General features: G+C 50.6%; 13 protein-coding genes, 3 rRNA genes and 1 riboswitch. Of the genes, 2 read left to right on the forward strand and 14 right to left on the reverse strand.

All coding sequences use genetic code 11. From position 1 onward, the window contains the following. Positions 1–19: 19 nt before the first annotated feature. From purF to NSS95_RS14800, 10 genes are all read right to left on the reverse strand, one after another. On the reverse strand, positions 20–1,444 hold the full coding sequence (gene purF, locus NSS95_RS14755; RefSeq protein ID WP_328229388.1) for an amidophosphoribosyltransferase: 1,425 nt from the start codon (positions 1,442–1,444) through the stop codon (positions 20–22). Continuing rightward, positions 1,429–3,678: a phosphoribosylformylglycinamidine synthase subunit PurL gene (purL, locus tag NSS95_RS14760; protein WP_328229387.1), complete on the reverse strand. Its 2,250-nt coding sequence runs from the start codon at positions 3,676–3,678 to the stop codon at positions 1,429–1,431. The genes purF and purL overlap by 16 nt, the downstream gene beginning before the upstream one ends. Next, positions 3,662–4,345: a phosphoribosylformylglycinamidine synthase subunit PurQ gene (gene purQ, locus NSS95_RS14765; RefSeq protein ID WP_110134243.1), complete on the reverse strand. Its 684-nt coding sequence runs from the start codon at positions 4,343–4,345 to the stop codon at positions 3,662–3,664. Before purQ ends, purL begins: the two co-directional genes overlap by 17 nt. After that, on the reverse strand, positions 4,342–4,596 hold the full coding sequence (purS, locus tag NSS95_RS14770; protein ID WP_013860601.1) for a phosphoribosylformylglycinamidine synthase subunit PurS: 255 nt from the start codon (positions 4,594–4,596) through the stop codon (positions 4,342–4,344). Before purS ends, purQ begins: the two co-directional genes overlap by 4 nt. Then, positions 4,589–5,299 (reverse strand): phosphoribosylaminoimidazolesuccinocarboxamide synthase, encoded by a 711-nt coding sequence (gene purC, locus NSS95_RS14775; RefSeq protein WP_110134244.1) that lies wholly within the window; start codon positions 5,297–5,299, stop codon positions 4,589–4,591. Before purC ends, purS begins: the two co-directional genes overlap by 8 nt. 88 nt (positions 5,300–5,387) lie before the next feature. Next, positions 5,388–6,683 (reverse strand): adenylosuccinate lyase, encoded by a 1,296-nt coding sequence (purB, locus tag NSS95_RS14780; RefSeq protein ID WP_026684439.1) that lies wholly within the window; start codon positions 6,681–6,683, stop codon positions 5,388–5,390. Continuing rightward, entirely contained in the window at positions 6,676–7,836 is a 1,161-nt protein-coding gene (gene purK, locus NSS95_RS14785) for a 5-(carboxyamino)imidazole ribonucleotide synthase (protein WP_328229386.1), read from the reverse strand. The genes purB and purK overlap by 8 nt, the downstream gene beginning before the upstream one ends. Continuing rightward, positions 7,817–8,293, reverse strand: a complete 477-nt coding sequence (gene purE, locus NSS95_RS14790; RefSeq protein ID WP_429895601.1) for a 5-(carboxyamino)imidazole ribonucleotide mutase — start codon at positions 8,291–8,293, stop codon at positions 7,817–7,819. The genes purK and purE overlap by 20 nt, the downstream gene beginning before the upstream one ends. 141 nt (positions 8,294–8,434) lie before the next feature. After that, positions 8,435–8,535: riboswitch (purine riboswitch) on the reverse strand. 48 nt (positions 8,536–8,583) lie between these two features. Continuing rightward, complete coding sequence (locus NSS95_RS14795; protein WP_014096897.1) at positions 8,584–8,796, reverse strand: NETI motif-containing protein; 213 nt, start codon at positions 8,794–8,796, stop codon at positions 8,584–8,586. Beyond that, complete coding sequence (locus tag NSS95_RS14800) at positions 8,793–9,335, reverse strand: DUF2179 domain-containing protein (RefSeq protein ID WP_017550737.1); 543 nt, start codon at positions 9,333–9,335, stop codon at positions 8,793–8,795. The genes NSS95_RS14795 and NSS95_RS14800 overlap by 4 nt, the downstream gene beginning before the upstream one ends. A 151-nt stretch (positions 9,336–9,486) precedes the next feature. On the opposite strand from NSS95_RS14800, the gene NSS95_RS14805 reads away from it, so the two are divergent. Beyond that, positions 9,487–10,215, forward strand: a complete 729-nt coding sequence (locus tag NSS95_RS14805) for a DsbA family oxidoreductase (RefSeq protein ID WP_014096895.1) — start codon at positions 9,487–9,489, stop codon at positions 10,213–10,215. Positions 10,216–10,367: 152 nt separating this feature from the next. Here the strand turns inward: NSS95_RS14805 and rrf are convergent. The 3 genes from rrf to NSS95_RS14820 all read right to left on the reverse strand — a co-directional run bounded on the left by rrf (position 10,368) and on the right by NSS95_RS14820 (position 15,674). Then, a 5S ribosomal RNA gene (gene rrf, locus NSS95_RS14810) occupies positions 10,368–10,483 on the reverse strand. Positions 10,484–10,855: 372 nt separating this feature from the next. Beyond that, positions 10,856–13,788 (reverse strand): 23S ribosomal RNA (locus tag NSS95_RS14815). Between the two features lie 318 nt (positions 13,789–14,106). Further along, a 16S ribosomal RNA gene (locus tag NSS95_RS14820) occupies positions 14,107–15,674 on the reverse strand. Together the 16S, 23S and 5S rRNA genes form the textbook arrangement of a ribosomal RNA operon. 370 nt (positions 15,675–16,044) lie before the next feature. Between NSS95_RS14820 and NSS95_RS14825 the strand changes: the two genes are divergently transcribed. Beyond that, positions 16,045–17,295 (forward strand): dicarboxylate/amino acid:cation symporter, encoded by a 1,251-nt coding sequence (locus tag NSS95_RS14825; protein WP_328228172.1) that lies wholly within the window; start codon positions 16,045–16,047, stop codon positions 17,293–17,295. Between the two features lie 189 nt (positions 17,296–17,484). Here NSS95_RS14825 and NSS95_RS14830 read toward each other — a convergent pair whose 3' ends face one another. Further along, on the reverse strand, positions 17,485–19,467 hold the full coding sequence (locus tag NSS95_RS14830; protein ID WP_340714012.1) for a beta-glucoside-specific PTS transporter subunit IIABC: 1,983 nt from the start codon (positions 19,465–19,467) through the stop codon (positions 17,485–17,487). Positions 19,468–19,576 lie beyond the last annotated feature (109 nt).

Here is a 19,576-nt window from a genome sequence, read left to right on the forward strand (position 1 = left end):
AGGAATCCTCCGTTAATTGCTATTTTTGAATCAGTTCTTTTTCATGCGGCAGCACCGTATCCGGATAAATTTCCGTCGGATACTTGCCGGTAAAACAGGCGAGGCACTGGCCGCATGTTTCATTAATGGCCGGCCTGCCGATTGCTTCGAGCATATTGTCAACCGTCAAAAAAGTGAGGGTGTCTGCGCCGATCATCTGGCGGATTTCCTCCACGCTGTGATGGGCTGCGATCAGTTCTTCATGCGTCGATGTGTCAATGCCGTAAAAACACGGATGTTTCATCGGCGGCGAGCTGATGCATACATGCACTTCCGTTGCCCCGGCATCGCGGAGCATGGTGACGATCCGTTTGCTTGTCGTTCCGCGCACGATCGAATCATCGACCATGACCACCCGCTTTCCTTCGACGATGGCGCGCACCGGCGACAGTTTCATTTTCACACCCTGTTCGCGCAGCGACTGCGACGGCTGGATAAACGTGCGTCCGACATAGCGGTTTTTGATCAGGCCCATTTCATAGGGGATGCCGGATTGTTCCGCATAACCGATCGCCGCCGAAATGCTTGAATCGGGCACGCCGGTTACGACATCCGCTTCAATGCCTGCCTGGATCGCAAGCCTTCTCCCCATACTTTTGCGGGCGGCATGGACGTTGATACCGTGGATATTGCTGTCCGGCCGGGAAAAATAGACATATTCCATTGTGCAAATGGCCGGATTCGCAGCATACGCATACTGCTCCGACTCAATGCCGTGGATGCTGATCGATACGAGTTCACCAGGGCGAATGTCGCGGATAAACTCTGCCCCGACAATGTCAAGCGCGCATGTTTCCGAAGCAACGCAATAAGCGTCGCCGATTTGTCCGAGTGAAAGTGGGCGCAAACCGTTCGGGTCAAGGGCGACAAGCAACTCGTCTTCAGTCATAACAGCAAATGCATACGCCCCCTTTAGCATCGTGAGTGCGCTTTTCATCTGTTCTTTCATGGTACGGTAGCCGCTTCTTTTCATTAAATGGGCGAGCACCTCTGTATCCGATGTCGTCTGAAAAATGCTGCCCTGCATTTCAAGCTGATGCTTCAATGTATGTGCGTTGACGAGATTGCCATTATGCGCAAGCGCAAGGCTGCCGTTTTGCGAATGGAACAGAAGCGGCTGGACGTTTTCAATCCCGCCGCCGCCCGCTGTTGCGTAGCGGACATGCCCGAGGGCCGCATCCCCGTCAAGCCCGGCAAAAGACTGGGCTGAAAATACTTCCGTCACAAGCCCTTCCCCTTTTTTGCCAATGAGGCGCCCGTTTTGTTTGACTACGATACCCGCACCTTCCTGCCCCCTGTGCTGCAGGCTGTGGAGCCCGTAATAGGTAAGCTGTGCTGCATCTTTGTGGCCCCATACCGCGAAAATCCCGCATTCCTCATTTAATCCCTTTATTTCAGCAAGCATCTTAAGGCTCCTTTCCAAGCCGTTTCACATTCCGCTATATCCGCCAGAATCCACGTCTCCCCGTTTTCCCCTTTGATGGTCATTTGCTTATCATCCGTGACATGGCCAATCCAAACAGCCTCATTCACCAAATTTTGAAACGCCTGCTGGTGCTCTTTCTTCACTGACACAATAAATCGTGACTGGGTTTCACTGAATAACGCCGTAACCGGGTTGCCCTTTAAAACGACATGGGCCCCCAAATTTTCCGTCCCAAACAGACATTCGGCGAGTGCCGGTGCAAAACCGCCTTCTGAGACGTCATGGGCGCTTTGCACAAGGCCGGACTGGATCGTTGCAAGCAGTTGGTGCTGACGCCGGGCTTCGGTTTCCAAATCGAGTGCCGGCGGTTTTCCGGAAATTTGGCCGTCTGTAAGCTTTTGCAGTTCGCTGCCACCGAATTCCGGTTTTGCTTCCCCGATTAGATAAATGAGGTCACCAGCCTGTTTAAATGTCTGCGTGGTCGCATGAGTAATGTCTTCGAGAAGCCCAACCATGCCGACAACCGGTGTCGGATACACGGCCTGTACGGAGACTTCCCCATTTTCCGTTTTTTGCCATGTTTCATTGTACAGTGAGACATTGCCGCCAATGACCGGGGTTTCAAGCGCGCGGCACGCTTCGCTCATGCCATCTGCTGCTTTTTCGAGTTGCCAGAAAATTTCCGGTTTTTCCGGTGCGCCGAAGTTCAGGCAGTCTGTCACGCCAAGCGGCTGGGCCCCGGAACAGACAATGTTGCGCGCCGCTTCCGCCACTGCGATTTTCCCGCCCGTTTCCGGATCCAAATAGACGTAGCGGGCGTTGCAGTCCGTTGTCATCGCGAGCGCTTTTCTTGTCCCGCGTATCCGGATGACGGCTGCATCTGATCCCGGCATGACCACCGTGTTCGTCCGCACCTGATAGTCGTACTGTTCATACACCCATTCTTTGCTGGCAATGGTTGGCTGTTTGAGCAATTGGAAAAAGGTTTCCTGAAGATTTTCCACCGCCGGAATTTGCGGTTTCATCACCTGATAGGCCGCAAAGTAAGCCGGCTCTTTGGACGGTTTATGGTAGACGGGCGCATCCTCTGCAAGCGCATCGGCCGGCACATCTGCGACAAGTTCGCCGTGGTGGTACAGTTTCAACCTTTTATCATCGGTTACCGTTCCGATGGCAACAGCATCGAGCCCGTATTTTTGAAAAAGGCGGATGATTTCCGGTTCCCGGCCCTTTTTTACGACAATCAGCATCCGTTCCTGCGATTCGGAGAGCATCATTTCGTATGGTGTCATCCCGGTTTCGCGTTGCGGAATGCGGTCAAGATTCATCACAAGCCCGACGCCCGCCTTGCTGGCCATTTCGGAAGAGGAGCTGATGAGCCCGGCCGCCCCCATATCCTGGATGCCGACGAGCGCATCATGGCGGACAAGTTCGAGGCAGGCTTCAAGGAGCAGTTTTTCCATAAACGGATCGCCAACCTGGACTGCCGGACGCTTTTCATCCGAATCTTCGCTGAGCTGCCCGGAGGCAAAAGTGGCGCCGTGGATGCCATCCCTTCCTGTTTTTGCGCCGACATACATGACCGTGTTGCCGATGCCGCGCGCCTGCCCTTTTTGAATGTCTTTATGTTCGATCAGGCCGACGCACATCGCGTTGACGAGCGGATTGCCGTCATAACACGGGTCAAATGCCACTTCTCCGCCGACTGTCGGAATGCCGATGCAATTGCCGTAGCCCGCAATTCCGGCAACGACTTCTTTGAAAAGATGTTTCACCCGCGGAGAATCGAGTTCGCCGAAACGGAGCGAATTGAGGAGCGCAACCGGCCTTGCCCCCATCGAAAACACATCGCGGATAATCCCGCCGACACCCGTTGCCGCGCCCTGGTACGGTTCAATCGCAGACGGGTGGTTATGGCTTTCAATTTTAAAAACAACCGCCAGCCCGTCGCCGATATCGATGATGCCGGCGCCTTCCCCGGGCCCCTGGAGAACGCGTTCGCCTTTTACCGGAAACTTTTTTAAGACCGGCTTAGAATTTTTATAGCTGCAATGTTCCGACCACATGACGGCAAACAGCCCTGTTTCGGTATAATTCGGCGTCCGGCCGAGAATCGCTTCGACCCGTGCGAATTCTTCGTCTGTCAGCCCGATTTCACGGTAAATCTTTTGGCTCTTGATTTCGGCCGGTCCTGGTTCAAGCAATAACGGCATGGGATTCCCTCCAGTTTTTCACAATGGATTTGAACAGCTTCAAGCCGTCCGTGCTTCCGAGTAATGTCTCAACGGCCCGTTCCGGATGGGGCATCATCCCGAGTACATTACCTTGTTCGTTCATAATTCCCGCAATATTGGCAATACTCCCGTTAGGATTTTCCCCGTACGCGAACACAATTTGCCTATTTTCTTTCAGCTTTTCGAGCGTTTCTTTATCACAAGTATAGTTCCCTTCCCCGTGGGCAACTGGAATCCGGATCGTTTCCCCATGTTCATACAGGGAAGTAAACATCGTTACGGCATTTTCGACCACAAGCGGTACCGTTTTGCAGACGAATTTCAAGCCTGCGTTCCGGAGCATGGCCCCTGGCAAAAGGCCGGCTTCAAGCAAAATTTGAAACCCGTTGCAGACGCCGAGCACCGGTTTGCCTTCTTCAGCAGCTCTTGCAACAGCCTGCATAACCGGCGAAAAGCGTGCGATCGCGCCTGTCCGCAAATAGTCGCCGTACGAAAAACCGCCCGGCAGGAGGATCCCGTCAAATCCATCTAAACAATCCGCATCATGGCGGACGTATGCCGCTTCTTCACCAAGTGCATCTTGAATCGCATGAAACATATCGGTGTCACAATTGGATCCCGGAAAAACGATGACAGCAAACTTCACGGCGCAACACACTCCTCAATTTCATAGCGGTAGTCTTCGATGACAGGATTTGAAAGCACCCGCCCGCACACTTCCCGGATGACGTCATCCAGGTCCCGGTCCGTTTTTTCTATAAGCAGCTCCAAATATTTTCCGGCCCGCACGTCCTGCACTTCGCTGTAGCCGAGCTGGGCAAGCGACTGTTTGATGGCAACCCCCTGTGGATCAAGGATGCCTTCGCGCAAGGTGACATAGACTTTCACTTTATACATGCGAAATATCTCCTCTCAAGCGATTTAAGATTTCCTGGTAAACTTCCGTTAAACTGCCCAAATCCCGGCGGAACACATCTTTATCCAACTTTTCATTCGTTGCCCGGTCCCAGAGCCTGCACGTATCCGGGGAAATTTCATCAGCCAACAGGATCGCCCCGTCACGTCCGCGTCCGAACTCGAGTTTGAAATCCACAAGGCGGACGCCGATTTCTGCAAACAGCGCCTTTAGGCTCTCATTTACAGCCAGTGCCTGTTTTCTTAAAAACTGCAAATCTTCCGAACTTGCAATCCCTAAAAGCCGTACATGGTCTTCTGTAATGAGTGGGTCGCCGAGTTCATCCTTTTTATAATAAAACTCGACAACCGGCTGCCCGACCGGCGTTCCTTCTTCAAGTCCGAGGCGTTTTGCAAGGCTGCCCGCCACGACATTGCGGACGACTACTTCAAGCGGGATGATCTCCACCCGGCGCACAAGCTGTTCGCGTTCCGATATTTTACGGATAAAATGGCTCTTGACCCCTTTTTCCGCAAGCCGCTTAAAGATCAGGCTGGAAATCTCATTGTTCAGCTGCCCTTTTCCTTCAATCTCCGCTTTTTTCACGCCATTAAACGCGGTGGCCGAGTCTTTATACTCAACGCGCAATACATCCGGATCCTCTGTTTCATACAACCGTTTTGCTTTCCCCTCGTATACAAGCATGCGCCTGCCTCCTTAAGCCTGCTGCAAATTTCGCAGCCGCTTTTTATTTTCCGGGACAGCCGGGCTGAATTCACCCGGCCGCCCCGGTTCAGTTCAGCCCGAGACGGTCAAAAATCGTATCGACATGTTTCAAATGATAATGGTAGTCAAAGCATGCCTCGAGTTCCGCTTCCGTGAGCCTGCTTTGGATGGCCGGGTCTTTTTTCAACAGTTCCTTAAACGGTACCTGTTTCTCCCACGACTCCATCGCTTTCGGCTGCACCGTATCGTATGCCGCTTCACGGGACATGCCTTTATCAATCAAAGCAAGCAAAACCCGCTGTGAATAAATGAGACCGAGCGTTTTGTCCATGTTCCGTTTCATATTTTCCGGGAAGACGGTCAGGTTTTTCACAATATTGCCGAACCGGTTCAGCATATAATTAATAGCAATCGTTGCATCCGGCAAAATAATCCGTTCCGCGGAAGAATGCGAGATGTCGCGCTCATGCCAAAGGGAGACATTTTCATACGCCGTTACCATATAGCCGCGCAGCACCCGCGCCATCCCGGTCATATTTTCCGAACCGATCGGGTTGCGTTTATGCGGCATCGCGGATGATCCTTTTTGCCCTTTGCTGAAAAACTCTTCCACTTCACGGGTTTCGCTTTTTTGCAGCCCCCTGATTTCCGTAGCAAATTTTTCAATCGATGTCGCGATCAAAGACAAGGTCGCGATGTAATAAGCGTGGCGGTCGCGCTGCAGCGTTTGCGTGGAGATTGGCGCCGGCTTTAAGCCGAGTTTCCCGCAGACATACTGCTCAACGAACGGGTCGATGTTGGCATAGGTCCCGACAGCACCGCTTAATTTCCCGTAACGGATGCCGTCCGCCGCTTGCCTGAAGCGTTCGAGATTCCGTTTCATTTCTTCGTGCCAGAGCGCCATTTTCAGGCCAAAAGTGGTCGGTTCGGCATGGACGCCGTGGGTACGGCCCATCATGACGGTGTATTTATGTTCAATTGCTTTTTGCTTTAAAATTTCAATAAAACGTTCAAGGTCTTTTTCAATGATTTCATTTGCCTGTTTGATCAAATAAGAAAGCGCCGTATCGACCACATCCGTGGACGTCAGCCCGTAATGCACCCATTTTCTTTCTTCGCCGAGCGACTCCGAAACGGCCCTTGTAAAAGCGACAACATCGTGGCGCGTTTCCTGCTCAATTTCTAAAATTCTTTCAACATCAAATCTGGCATTTTCACGGATTTTTTGCACATCTGCTTTCGGGATTTCCCCAAGCTCCGCCCATGCTTCACAGGCAAGGATTTCCACTTCAAGCCATGCTTTGTATTTATTTTCGTCTGTCCAGATGGCGCCCATTTCAGGCCTTGTATAGCGTTCAATCATTCACTGCTGCCTCCGATCGTTTCTGTACATCCTGCCATACACCGGATTGTTCAAGGGAAAGCAAAGTCTCTTCGATTTCCTCTGTCAGCACTGTAACATGGCCCATCTTTCGCTGGAATTTCGCTTCTTTTTTGCCGTAAAGATGGACCGACCATTCCGGCTGGTAAGGAATTTGCGTAAGCGCCCTTTCGACGTGCTGGCCGAGCAGATTGACCATGACAGCCGGCTTCAAAAGTTCCACTTTGCGGAGCGGCCAGTTGCAGATCGCGCGGATATGCTGGCCAAACTGCGAAATCGAACAGGCTTCAATCGAGTAATGCCCGGAATTATGCGGGCGCGGTGCCAGTTCATTGACATAAAGCGTACCGTCCGCTTCTAAAAACATTTCGACTGCAAGCGTGCCGGTTAAATGAAGCTGCTCTGCCACCTTTAGGGCGAGTTGCTCCGCCTCTTTTTTCACCGTATTTTCCACCCGTGCCGGCGCGATTGTTTGATGCAAAATATGGTTGTGATGAATATTTTCAACTACCGGAAAAAGGCTCGTTTCCCCTGCTTCATTCCGGGTGATGATGACAGAAAGTTCTTTTGTAAATGGAATCATTTTTTCAAGGACACATGCGCCGTGGGCAAGAAGCGGATCCGTTTCATTAAAATCCCCTTCATGCCGGAGCGTGATCTGCCCTTTTCCATCATAACCGCCGCGCGCCGTTTTTAAAATACATGGATAGCCAATTTCCGCAACAGCTTCTTTCAAATCCGCTGCGTTTTCAATGACGCGGTACGGCGCAACCCGGACGCCTGCTTTTGCAACTGCTTCTTTTTCAAAAATACGGTTCTGCGTGATCCGGATCAGCTCCGCTCCCTGTGGGACATGGGCAAATCCGGTGGCCTTTTTCAATGTTTCATAATCGATATTTTCAAATTCATAGGTGAGCACATCGCATCGTTCCCCAAGCTCCCGCAATGCCGCTTCATCATCATATGGCGCCGTGATTTGCCCGTCCGCTACCTGCGCACACGGGCAATCCGGCACAGGATCAAGGACAATGATCCGGAAACCCGCCTCTTTTGCGGCAAGGGCCATCATTCTCCCGAGCTGGCCGCCGCCGATGATGCCGATTGTACTCCCCGGTTTAATCATTTTCCTGTTCAAGTTGATCACTGCTTTCATATACGGTTTTCGAAAGTCTTTCCCGCCTTTGTTCAAGCCTTTTGGCAATATGTTCGTTTGTTATGGATAAAATTTGGGCGGCAAGCAGTCCAGCATTCGTTGCGCCCGCTTTTCCGATCGCGACCGTTGCAACCGGGACACCGCCCGGCATTTGCACGATTGAAAGCAAAGAGTCAAGGCCGTTCAACGCTTTCGACCGGACCGGCACGCCGATGACTGGCAACGTCGTTTTTGCTGCGACCATCCCCGGCAAATGGGCCGCGCCGCCTGCTCCCGCAATGATGACTTTTACGCCCCTGCTTCTTGCCTGTTCTGCATATTGAAACATCAGATCCGGCGTCCGATGTGCAGAGACAACTTTTTTCTCATAAGGCACGTCCAATTCATCCAGCACGCTGCACGCATGTTTCATCGTTTCCCAGTCTGAAATGCTGCCCATAATGACGCCAACTTCAACTGCCACCTGCATCCCTCCCCTATTTATGTACAAAAAAACCCGGACGGATCTGCCCGCTCTATTTTAGAGAGAAAGCAGTCCATCCGGGTGCAGCACAAATAAGCATGGAAAACCTTGTGATTCCCAACTTCCGCTTTCCCTCATAGTCCGATTATTTACGGTAACCGGGTAGAGACGTATGGGCCGTATTCCCATTATATATGAGGGTCATATTCACTTTGTATTTTTATCTTAACAGGGAGGCTTGTTGCTGTCAACGAATAATTCATGTTTTACAGGTCGGGAATGTTCGGGTCTGAACTTGTTTTTCTTCCTTCAAAAATAATTTTTCTCGTGACCGGCTCATATTCTTTCTTGCCGTTTTTCTTGACTTCCCGGAACACCGGCTTTTCGATTCTTCTGACCGGTTGGAAGCCTTCTTTTTCCATTCTTGCCAGACAGTCCGCAATGGTCTCATTTTCAAACACTTCAAACTGTTTTTTCATTTGTTCAATTTTCCTTTCTTCACCGCTTTTACCCAAAAACCGCCGTAAATGGTTTTCGGCTCGTATGCAATGATAAAGGCCTTTGGATCAATCGTCTTTATCGCTTGGTATAATTTCAGCTCATATTTCCTCGGCGTCAAAACCTGGAGGGCAATCCGATCCCCTTCAAGCCCGTGCGCATCCCATGTAGTCACGCCGTAGCCGCTTTCCCGCAATTTTTTTGCCAAATCCAGATTTGCCCCTGTTGTAATGACATTGACCGTAATATAGCCGAGCGCCAGTTTTTCTTCAATTTTCATCCCCACCATAACACCGATTCCGTAACCGGCCGCATACGCAATAATGTTTTGGATCTTATTCAGATTGTCAAGAACAAGCCCGAGACCGATGATATACACGATAATTTCAACCATGCTGACAAAAGCGGCAATATACCGGTATCCTTTTAACGTTAGAATCATCCTCGTTGTCGAAAAGGATACATAGATAATATTAACAACAAAAATAATCAGTACCATGACAATACTATTGTGGAGCAATGATTTTCCCCCTCCTCATCACACATTCATTTTGCTTCTTTTCCATCATATCACGGCCGGAGCAAAGTAAACGTGTCCATAAGCATGATTTTTTATGATAAAACTTTTTTGTGATACGATAGGGGGTAATCGAAAGAAATGGGGTGTTCATATGAAAATTGAAGTGTGGTCTGACTTTGTCTGTCCATTTTGCTATATTGGAAAACGGCGTTTGGAAATGGCACTGGCACAATTTCCGCACCGGGACCAGGTGGAAGTTGAATTTAAAGCTTTTGAACTTGACCCTGCTGCTGAAAAAGGCATTGGAAAAAATATCCATGAAGCGATTGCCGAAAAATACGGCATCAGCATGGAAGAAGCAAAACAGGCAAACCACGGCATCGGTGAACAGGCGGCAACGGTCGGGCTTCGTTATGATTTTGACAACATGAAGCCGACAAACACGCTGGATGCACACCGCCTTGAAAAATTTGCCGCGGCTGAAGGCAAAGGAGCGGAACTCGCCGAAAAACTGTTCCACGCCTATTTTACAGACGGCGCATATATCGGTGACCACGAAACACTTGCCACGATCGCCGAATCTGCAGGTCTCAGCCGGGAAAAAACTTTGGAAGTGCTTCGTGACCCGAACGCCCACTTAAATGATGTACGCGTAGATGAAGCCATCGCACAGCAATACGGCATCACCGGCGTCCCGTTTTTTATTCTCAACCAAAAATACGCCATCTCCGGCGCCCAGCCGCTCGAAACCTTTACAAGCGCCCTTCAGAAAGTATGGCAGGAAGAAGCCGCAGCACCGGTGCTGCAAGACCTGTCCACCGAAGAAGACGTTGCCTGTGCAGATGGAAGCTGCATTATACCGGGGAAGGAAGAAAAGTAACCATGTTATAAAAGGCAGGGATATTCCCTGCCTTTTTAAAATACGCCTATGGGCACTCTTTCTGTATCCGCTGATGGTTAGAAAAATTTGTTCGCGGATTTAGAAAAAGCAAATAAAAAAACGCAGACGATTTGTCTACGTTTTTTTATTTGGCCCGGCAACGTCCTACTCTCGCAGGGGGAAACCCCCAACTACCATCGGCGCTGGAAAGCTTAACTTCCGTGTTCGGGATGGAAACGGGTGTGACCTTTCCGCCATCATCACCGGACCAGTATAATTTTGGGATGTGTTCCCTGAAAACCGGATGGGAGAAAAAACTGTAAACTGAGAATAGCTTTGGTTTCTAACTTTGAGAATTGTCTAGCTCCAGCGCCTATCGGCTAGCGTATTTCTGCGCTTTCTCCCTACGATAAGTCAACATCGGCTCGCCTTTAGGGGCTCGCCGTGTTTCCTTTATCTCAGTCGAAAGCTCCGAAATCCGTACGCCGATGACCAAGGCGCTTCCGCTTTTCTATTGTCCAGCTTCGGTGCCTAGCCCCTCGAGGTCGAATAACCTGCCCGTCACGGATCCAAAAGACGGCTCCATGCCGGTCAGAACATTCGCTTGTCGGGGCTAATCAAGGCACCTCCGCTTTTCTATTTGGTTAAGTCCTCGATCGATTAGTATCCGTCAGCTCCACGCGTCGCCGCGCTTCCACCCCGGACCTATCAACCTGATCATCTTTCAGGGATCTTACCAGTATAAACTGTGGGAAATCTCATCTTGAGGGGGGCTTCATGCTTAGATGCTTTCAGCACTTATCCCTTCCGCACATAGCTACCCAGCGATGCCTTTGGCAAGACAACTGGTACACCAGCGGTGCGTCCATCCCGGTCCTCTCGTACTAAGGACAGCTCCTCTCAAATTTCCTGCGCCCGCGACGGATAGGGACCGAACTGTCTCACGACGTTCTGAACCCAGCTCGCGTACCGCTTTAATGGGCGAACAGCCCAACCCTTGGGACCGACTACAGCCCCAGGATGCGATGAGCCGACATCGAGGTGCCAAACCTCCCCGTCGATGTGGACTCTTGGGGGAGATCAGCCTGTTATCCCCAGGGTAGCTTTTATCCGTTGAGCGATGGCCCTTCCATGCGGAACCACCGGATCACTAAGCCCGACTTTCGTCCCTGCCCGACTTGTAAGTCTCGCAGTCAAGCTCCCTTATGCCTTTACACTCTGCGAATGATTTCCAACCATTCTGAGGGAACCTTTGGGCGCCTCCGTTACCTTTTAGGAGGCGACCGCCCCAGTCAAACTGCCTGCCTGACACTGTCTCCCACCCCGGTAAGGGGTGCGGGTTAGAATTTCAATACAGCCAGGGTAGTATCCCACCGATGCCTCCGCCGAAGCTGGCGCTCCGGTTTCCAAGGCTCCTACCTATCCTGTACAAGCTGTACCAAAATTCAATATCAGGCTGCAGTAAAGCTCCATGGGGTCTTTCCGTCCTGTCGCGGGTAACCTGCATCTTCACAGGTACTATAATTTCACCGAGTCTCTCGTTGAGACAGTGCCCAGATCGTTACACCTTTCGTGCGGGTCAGAACTTACCTGACAAGGAATTTCGCTACCTTAGGACCGTTATAGTTACGGCCGCCGTTTACTGGGGCTTCAGTTCAGAGCTTCGCCTTACGGCTAACCCCTCTCCTTAACCTTCCAGCACCGGGCAGGTGTCAGCCCCTATACTTCGCCTTGCGGCTTCGCAGAGACCTGTGTTTTTGCTAAACAGTCGCCTGGGCCTATTCACTGCGGCTTCCCGGGGCATACACCCCAAAAAGCACCCCTTCTCCCGAAGTTACGGGGTCATTTTGCCGAGTTCCTTAACGAGAGTTCTCTCGCTCACCTTAGGATTCTCTCCTCGCCTACCTGTGTCGGTTTGCGGTACGGGCGCCTTTCACCTCACTAGAGGCTTTTCTTGGCAGTGTGGAATCAGGAACTTCGGTACTAAAATTTCCCTCGCCATCACAGCTCCGCCTTGGCGCGAAGGATTTGCCTCCGCACCGGCCTAACTGCTTGGACGCGATCAACCAGTGTCGCGCTTGCCCTATCCTCCTGCGTCCCCCCATCGTTCAAACGGTGAAGAGGCGGTACAGGAATATCAACCTGTTGTCCATCGCCTACGCCTTTCGGCCTCGGCTTAGGCCCCGACTAACCCTGAGCGGACGAGCCTTCCTCAGGAAACCTTAGGCATTCGGTGGAAGGGATTCTCACCCTTCTTTCGCTACTCATACCGGCATTCTCACTTCTAAGCGCTCCACCGGTCCTTCCGGTCCGGCTTCAACGCCCTTAGAACGCTCTCCTACCACGGACACCAAACGGTGTCCATCCGCAGCTTCGGTGATACGTTTAGCCCCGGTACATTTTCGGCGCAGCGTCACTCGACCAGTGAGCTATTACGCACTCTTTGAATGATGGCTGCTTCTAAGCCAACATCCTGGTTGTCTAAGCAACGCCACATCCTTTTCCACTTAACGTATACTTTGGGACCTTAGCTGGCGGTCCGGGCTGTTTCCCTTTCGACCATGGATCTTATCACTCACAGTCTGACTCCCAAGCATAAGTTTTTGGCATTCGGAGTTTGTCTGAATTCGGTAACCCGATGAGGGCCCCTCGTCCAAACAGTGCTCTACCTCCAAAACTCTTCGCTTGAGGCTAGCCCTAAAGCTATTTCGGAGAGAACCAGCTATCTCCAAGTTCGATTGGAATTTCTCCGCTACCCACACCTCATCCCCGCACTTTTCAACGTGCGTGGGTTCGGGCCTCCAGCAAGTGTTACCTTGCCTTCACCCTGGACATGGGTAGATCACCTGGTTTCGGGTCTGCGGCCTCATACTCTTTCGCCCTGTTCAGACTCGCTTTCGCTGCGGCTCCGCTTCTTCAGCTTAACCTTGCATGAGACCGTAACTCGCCGGTTCATTCTACAAAAGGCACGCCATCACCCGTTAACGGGCTCTGACTACTTGTAGGCACACGGTTTCAGGATCTCTTTCACTCCCCTCCCGGGGTGCTTTTCACCTTTCCCTCACGGTACTGGTTCACTATCGGTCACTAGGGAGTATTTAGCCTTGGGAGATGGTCCTCCCGGATTCCGGCGGGATTCCTCGTGTCCCGCCGTACTCAGGATCCACTCGGGAGAGAACGAAGTGTCAGTTACAGGGCTTTTACCTTCTCCGGCAGGCCTTTCCAGGCCGCTTCACTTAACCTGTTCTTTTGTAACTCCCATATGAGTGTCCTACAACCCCGGAAGGCAAGCCTTCCGGTTTGGGCTGTTTCCTGTTCGCTCGCCGCTACTTGGGAAATCGCAATTGCTTTCTCTTCCTCCGGGTACTGAGATGTTTCAGTTCCCCGGGTGTGCCCTTCCTGCCCTATGGATTCAGGCAGGAATCCTGTCCGATTAAAGACAGGGGGTTTCCCCATTCGGAAATCTCCGGATCAAAGCTTACGTACAGCTCCCCGGAGCATATCGGTGTTTGTACCGTCCTTCATCGGCTCCTAGTGCCAAGGCATTCACCGTGCGCCCTTTCTAACTTAACCATAAAAAGGTTTAAATCCAAAAATAAGCGATTCTCGGTTTACTTGGTTTGTTTCTCCTATCCGGTTTTCAAAGAACACATGTTGAAGGATTGAACCTTCAAAACTGAACAAAACGGAAACGTCAAACTTGATTTTGGAAAACGAAGTTTTCCTTTTCTGTCTAGCTCCGGGCGCTATCGGCTAGCGTATTTCTACGTCTTCTCCCTACGATAAGTCAACATCGATTCGCCTTTAAGGCTCATCGTGTTTCCTTTATCTCAGTCGAAGACTACGAAATCCGTACGCCGATGAACGAGCGCCCTACGCTTTTCCCCTTAGAAAGGAGGTGATCCAGCCGCACCTTCCGATACGGCTACCTTGTTACGACTTCACCCCAATCATCTGTCCCACCTTCGGCGGCTGGCTCCGTAAAGGTTACCTCACCGACTTCGGGTGTTACAAACTCTCGTGGTGTGACGGGCGGTGTGTACAAGGCCCGGGAACGTATTCACCGCGGCATGCTGATCCGCGATTACTAGCGATTCCGGCTTCATGCAGGCGGGTTGCAGCCTGCAATCCGAACTGGGAATGGTTTTCTGGGATTGGCTTAACCTCGCGGTCTCGCAGCCCTTTGTACCATCCATTGTAGCACGTGTGTAGCCCAGGTCATAAGGGGCATGATGATTTGACGTCATCCCCACCTTCCTCCGGTTTGTCACCGGCAGTCACCTTAGAGTGCCCAACTGAATGCTGGCAACTAAGGTCAAGGGTTGCGCTCGTTGCGGGACTTAACCCAACATCTCACGACACGAGCTGACGACAACCATGCACCACCTGTCACTCTGTCCCCCGAAGGGGAAGGCCCTGTCTCCAGGGAGGTCAGAGGATGTCAAGACCTGGTAAGGTTCTTCGCGTTGCTTCGAATTAAACCACATGCTCCACCGCTTGTGCGGGCCCCCGTCAATTCCTTTGAGTTTCAGCCTTGCGGCCGTACTCCCCAGGCGGAGTGCTTAATGCGTTAGCTGCAGCACTAAAGGGCGGAAACCCTCTAACACTTAGCACTCATCGTTTACGGCGTGGACTACCAGGGTATCTAATCCTGTTTGCTCCCCACGCTTTCGCGCCTCAGCGTCAGTTACAGACCAGAGAGCCGCCTTCGCCACTGGTGTTCCTCCACATCTCTACGCATTTCACCGCTACACGTGGAATTCCACTCTCCTCTTCTGCACTCAAGCCTCCCAGTTTCCAATGACCGCTTGCGGTTGAGCCGCAAGATTTCACATCAGACTTAAGAAGCCGCCTGCGCGCGCTTTACGCCCAATAATTCCGGACAACGCTTGCCACCTACGTATTACCGCGGCTGCTGGCACGTAGTTAGCCGTGGCTTTCTGGCCGGGTACCGTCAAGGCGCCGCCCTGTTCGAACGGCACTTGTTCTTCCCCGGCAACAGAGTTTTACGACCCGAAGGCCTTCTTCACTCACGCGGCGTTGCTCCGTCAGACTTTCGTCCATTGCGGAAGATTCCCTACTGCTGCCTCCCGTAGGAGTTTGGGCCGTGTCTCAGTCCCAATGTGGCCGATCACCCTCTCAGGTCGGCTACGCATCGTTGCCTTGGTGAGCCGTTACCCCACCAACTAGCTAATGCGCCGCGGGCCCATCTGTAAGTGACAGCCGAAGCCGTCTTTCCTTTTTCCTCCATGCGGAGGAAAAAACTATCCGGTATTAGCCCCGGTTTCCCGGCGTTATCCCGATCTTACAGGCAGGTTGCCCACGTGTTACTCACCCGTCCGCCGCTAACCTTTTAAAAGCAACCTTTTAAAAGCAAGCTTTTAAAAGGTCCGCACGACTTGCATGTATTAGGCACGCCGCCAGCGTTCGTCCTGAGCCAGGATCAAACTCTCAGTAAAGATGTTTGATAAAAGCTCAAAAAGAATTTGACGTTTCGTTTTGTCCAGTTTTCAAGGAACAATCTTTGCTGTTCTTAACAGCGACTTAATTATTATATCAAAATATCAATTCGCTGTCAACATCTTTTTTATCAGACTCCCAATATTTATCAGTTCCTGTCGAGTCAGCTTTATTATCATACCATCCGTGTTATCCTAAGTCAATATAAATTGGCATGAAATTTTTTCCAAACCCAATCCATCAAATTACCAACAAAAAGACCGACACACGGGGATCTTTTGGGCAAAATCAAATTGACTTCTTTTTGTTATCAGTGGAAAATGAAAACGTGTAGGAGCGATGCATTTTCCGATTAAGGAGAGGTTGATTTTGAAAACATTTTTTCGCAATTACAAATCCACTGCCATATTGTTGGCTGCCATCATCATTGGCGGCATTGCGGGCGTGGTTGCAGGCTCAAAAGCAGAAGTTGTAAAGCCATTCGGGGATTTATTTTTAAATTTAATGTTTACGGTTATTATTCCGCTTGTCTTTTTCAGCATTTCTTCTGCCATCGCAAATATGACCGGTCTTGGCCGTTTGGGCAAAATTTTAGGAAGCATCATTCTTGTATTTCTTGGCACTTCCCTCTTGGCAGCCATCATTGGTTTTGGCGGCACTTTCATCATCAAGCCGCTTGCACATACAGATACAACCGCCATAGAACAGATGATGGCAAAAGCAGACGGCAGCCGGCAAAGCAGTACTCATCCGTCTTTTCTCGAACAACTTGTTCAAACGTTCACAGTGCCTGATTTTCCAAATTTATTTACCAAAACGAATATGCTTCAGCTGATTGTTTTTTCTGTTCTGTTCGGCCTGGCTACCACATTGGCCGGGGAGAAAGGAAAGCCTGTTGCTGTTTTTTTGGCATCAGGAACAGCCGTCATGATGAAATTTGTTAAAATCATCATGTATTATGCGCCAATCGGGCTTGGGTGTTACTTTGCTTCCATCATCGGCACACTTGGCCCGCAAATTTTGGAAGGATATGCGCGTTCGTTTGGTTTATACCTGATCTTAACGATCATTTATTTTTTCGGCTTTTTTACCTTATATGCCTTTATGGCAGGGGGGAAGGAGGGCATCAAAGTGTTTTGGAAAAATGCGGTCCCCCCTTCTGTTACGGCCATTGCGACCTGTTCAAGTGCTGCCTGCATTCCGGTTAATTTGGAAACCGTTCAAAAAATGCATGTGCCTTCCGACATCGCGGAAACGGTGATTCCTTTAGGTGCGAACACGCATAAGGACGGCTCTGTGTTTGGCGGCGTGCTAAAGATTGTTTTTTTGTTCACCTTGTTCGGGAAAGATTTGACAAGCCTGCCCTATATGCTGGCCGTCATTGCTGTTGCATTTCTTGTCGGCGCGGTAATGGGGGCGATCCCGAGCGGCGGTATGATCGGGGAGATGCTGATTTTAAGCGTTTTTGGATTCCCGCCGGAGTCGCTGCCGATTATTGCAGTAATCAGTACGATTATTGATGTCCCGGCCACACTTTTAAACTCAACCGGAAACACGGTAAGCGCCATGCTCGTTTCCCGGCTCGTAGAAGGAAAACATTGGCTCAGCCGCACGCAGTAAAAGAAAGAACAAGGCAGCCCGCTTCTCAGGCGGAAGCCGTGGCGGCCGGAGAAGGAGCCGGATTTCCGCCGGTTTCTTAAAAGAAACGCTGTTTCAGAAAAAGCATGACGGAAATGGAAAAGCCGCCGGGAAAAATGATTTTCCCGGCGGCTTTCTTGTTTAAAAAGGGGCAGCCCCTTGCCCGTAAAATTAGTTTGTTTTCACAGCTGTTTCCTGTTTTTTATACAGATTCAGCAAAGCTTCGTCCGCATATGTTTCGTCGACTGCGGCTTGTTCAACTGCATCATATGCCATCGTGTTGGTTACGATCACCATCGTTGTCGTGTCATAGCCGGCTTCTTTTATTTTTTCCGGGTCAAAGGTGCCGAGTACATCACCCTTCCTGATGCGGTCCCCGGCTTTTACATTGGATTGGAAATGTTCCCCGTTTAAGTTGACGGTATCAATGCCGACGTGGATCAATACTTCTGCCCCGCGGTCGGATTGCAATCCGTATGCGTGACCGGTCGGAAAAGCAACAGATACTTGTCCGTCAAATGGAGCGACCACTTTTCCTTCTTCCGGCACAACGCCAACCCCTTTCCCCATCGCTTCCGAGCTGAAGACCGGGTCATTTACAGAGGTTAACGGAACAACGCGGCCTTTTACCGGATTGTAGACAATTTCTTTCAGCTCCATGCCGGCTGTATCCACTTTTGGCAGTTCTTTTTGTTCCGCTTCCATTTTGCTTTCCACAGCTGCCGTTTTCTTTTCCGTCAGGCTTTTCTTGCCCATTTGTACGTTTGCGAGCATTTTTTCATTGTTTTCTTCATTAAAACCGAAGATCAATACAAGTACGAACGCAATCGCCCATGCGGCAACACCCGCAACAGCTTCCATGGCAACGCTTGAACCTTTGCCGATAAACAGCGGAAGTTCAAAGAAATTCATAATCGGCGTGTACTGAAAAGCTTTTACACCGGCAAAACCAGCAATAGCGCCGCCGATCGCACTGCCGGCCAAACCGAAAATAAAACCTTTTTTATATTTCAAGTTGATGCCGTATATCGCAGGCTCTGTAATGCCGAAGAAGTTACTGATTGCAGCGGAAACGGCGATTTCCCTGTTTTTCGATTTTTTTGCTTTGAAAATCGCGCCTGTCACCGCCCCAAACTGTCCGAAAACGGCAACAAACATCATCGAAAGCAGCGTATCATAACCATAGTTTTGAATGTTAATCAGTGAGATCGGCAAAATCCCCCAGTGCAGCCCAAAGACGACAAACACCTGGAATAACCCGGCCAGAATAAATCCGGCAACAGCAGGACTTAAGCTGTACAAGTATTGATAGCCGTAAGCAAGTCCCATGCCGATCGCATTGCCTAATGGGCCGATGACGATAAAAGTGAGGGCGCCGGCAACAAGCAATGTGAAAAACGGCACAAATACAAGCTGGGCAACAGCCGGTAAATGTTTCTTAAACCATCTTTCAATATAACTCATCATCCAAATGGCCAAAATGGTCGGAATCACTGCACCGCCGTACTGTTTAAAGTTGATGGCGTAATCGGCAATGTGGCCGATTTTTGGAATCGCGCTGTCTGTCAGCGGGTAAATCATCGCTGCAGCAAGAGCAACAGAGATAAACCGGTTTGTGTTAAACTTATCCGCCGCCGTAATCGCAATAAAGATCGGCAGCAATGTAAACACACCGGTTGCAAGCGCGTCCAGGATGCTGTACCAGACGGATGATTCAGACACGATATGGGTGTTTGCCAAAAGGATGGCAACGCCTTTTAAAACGCCAGCACCAGCCAGGACGGAGATAAACGGCGTAAAAATACCGGAAAGCACTGCCACAAAGCGGTCGAAAATATTGCCTTTTTCTTCGCTTTCTTCTGCAGCCGCGTCGTTTTCAGCGCCCGCATCGGAAGCCGTAAAATGATACTGGTCCATAATGGCGTTATAAACAGGAACGACTTCATCCCCGATCACGACCTGGTACTGTCCGCCTGCATTCACCGCCGTCAGTACATTTGGTAAGCCTTCCAGCACTTCTTTGTTTGCCTTGCCTGCATCTTTTAACCGGAAGCGCAAACGGGTGGCACAGTGCACAAGCGACTTTACATTATCAGGCCCTCCGACATTTGCCACAATATCGCGGGCAAGCTGCGTATAATCTTTCTTTGCCATGCAAAATCCTCCTCATATCATGATGGTTTCCGGAAACAGACGTGCAGCAACTCCCCAGGAAAATAAAAAGGCATGAGGAAAAAGCGGGAAGACTATGGCGGTTGCCACT

Origin of the sequence: Weizmannia sp. FSL K6-3076, assembly GCF_038007245.1 — a bacterium.
Taxonomy (GTDB): Bacteria; Bacillota; Bacilli; order Bacillales; family Bacillaceae_C; genus Weizmannia; species Weizmannia faecalis.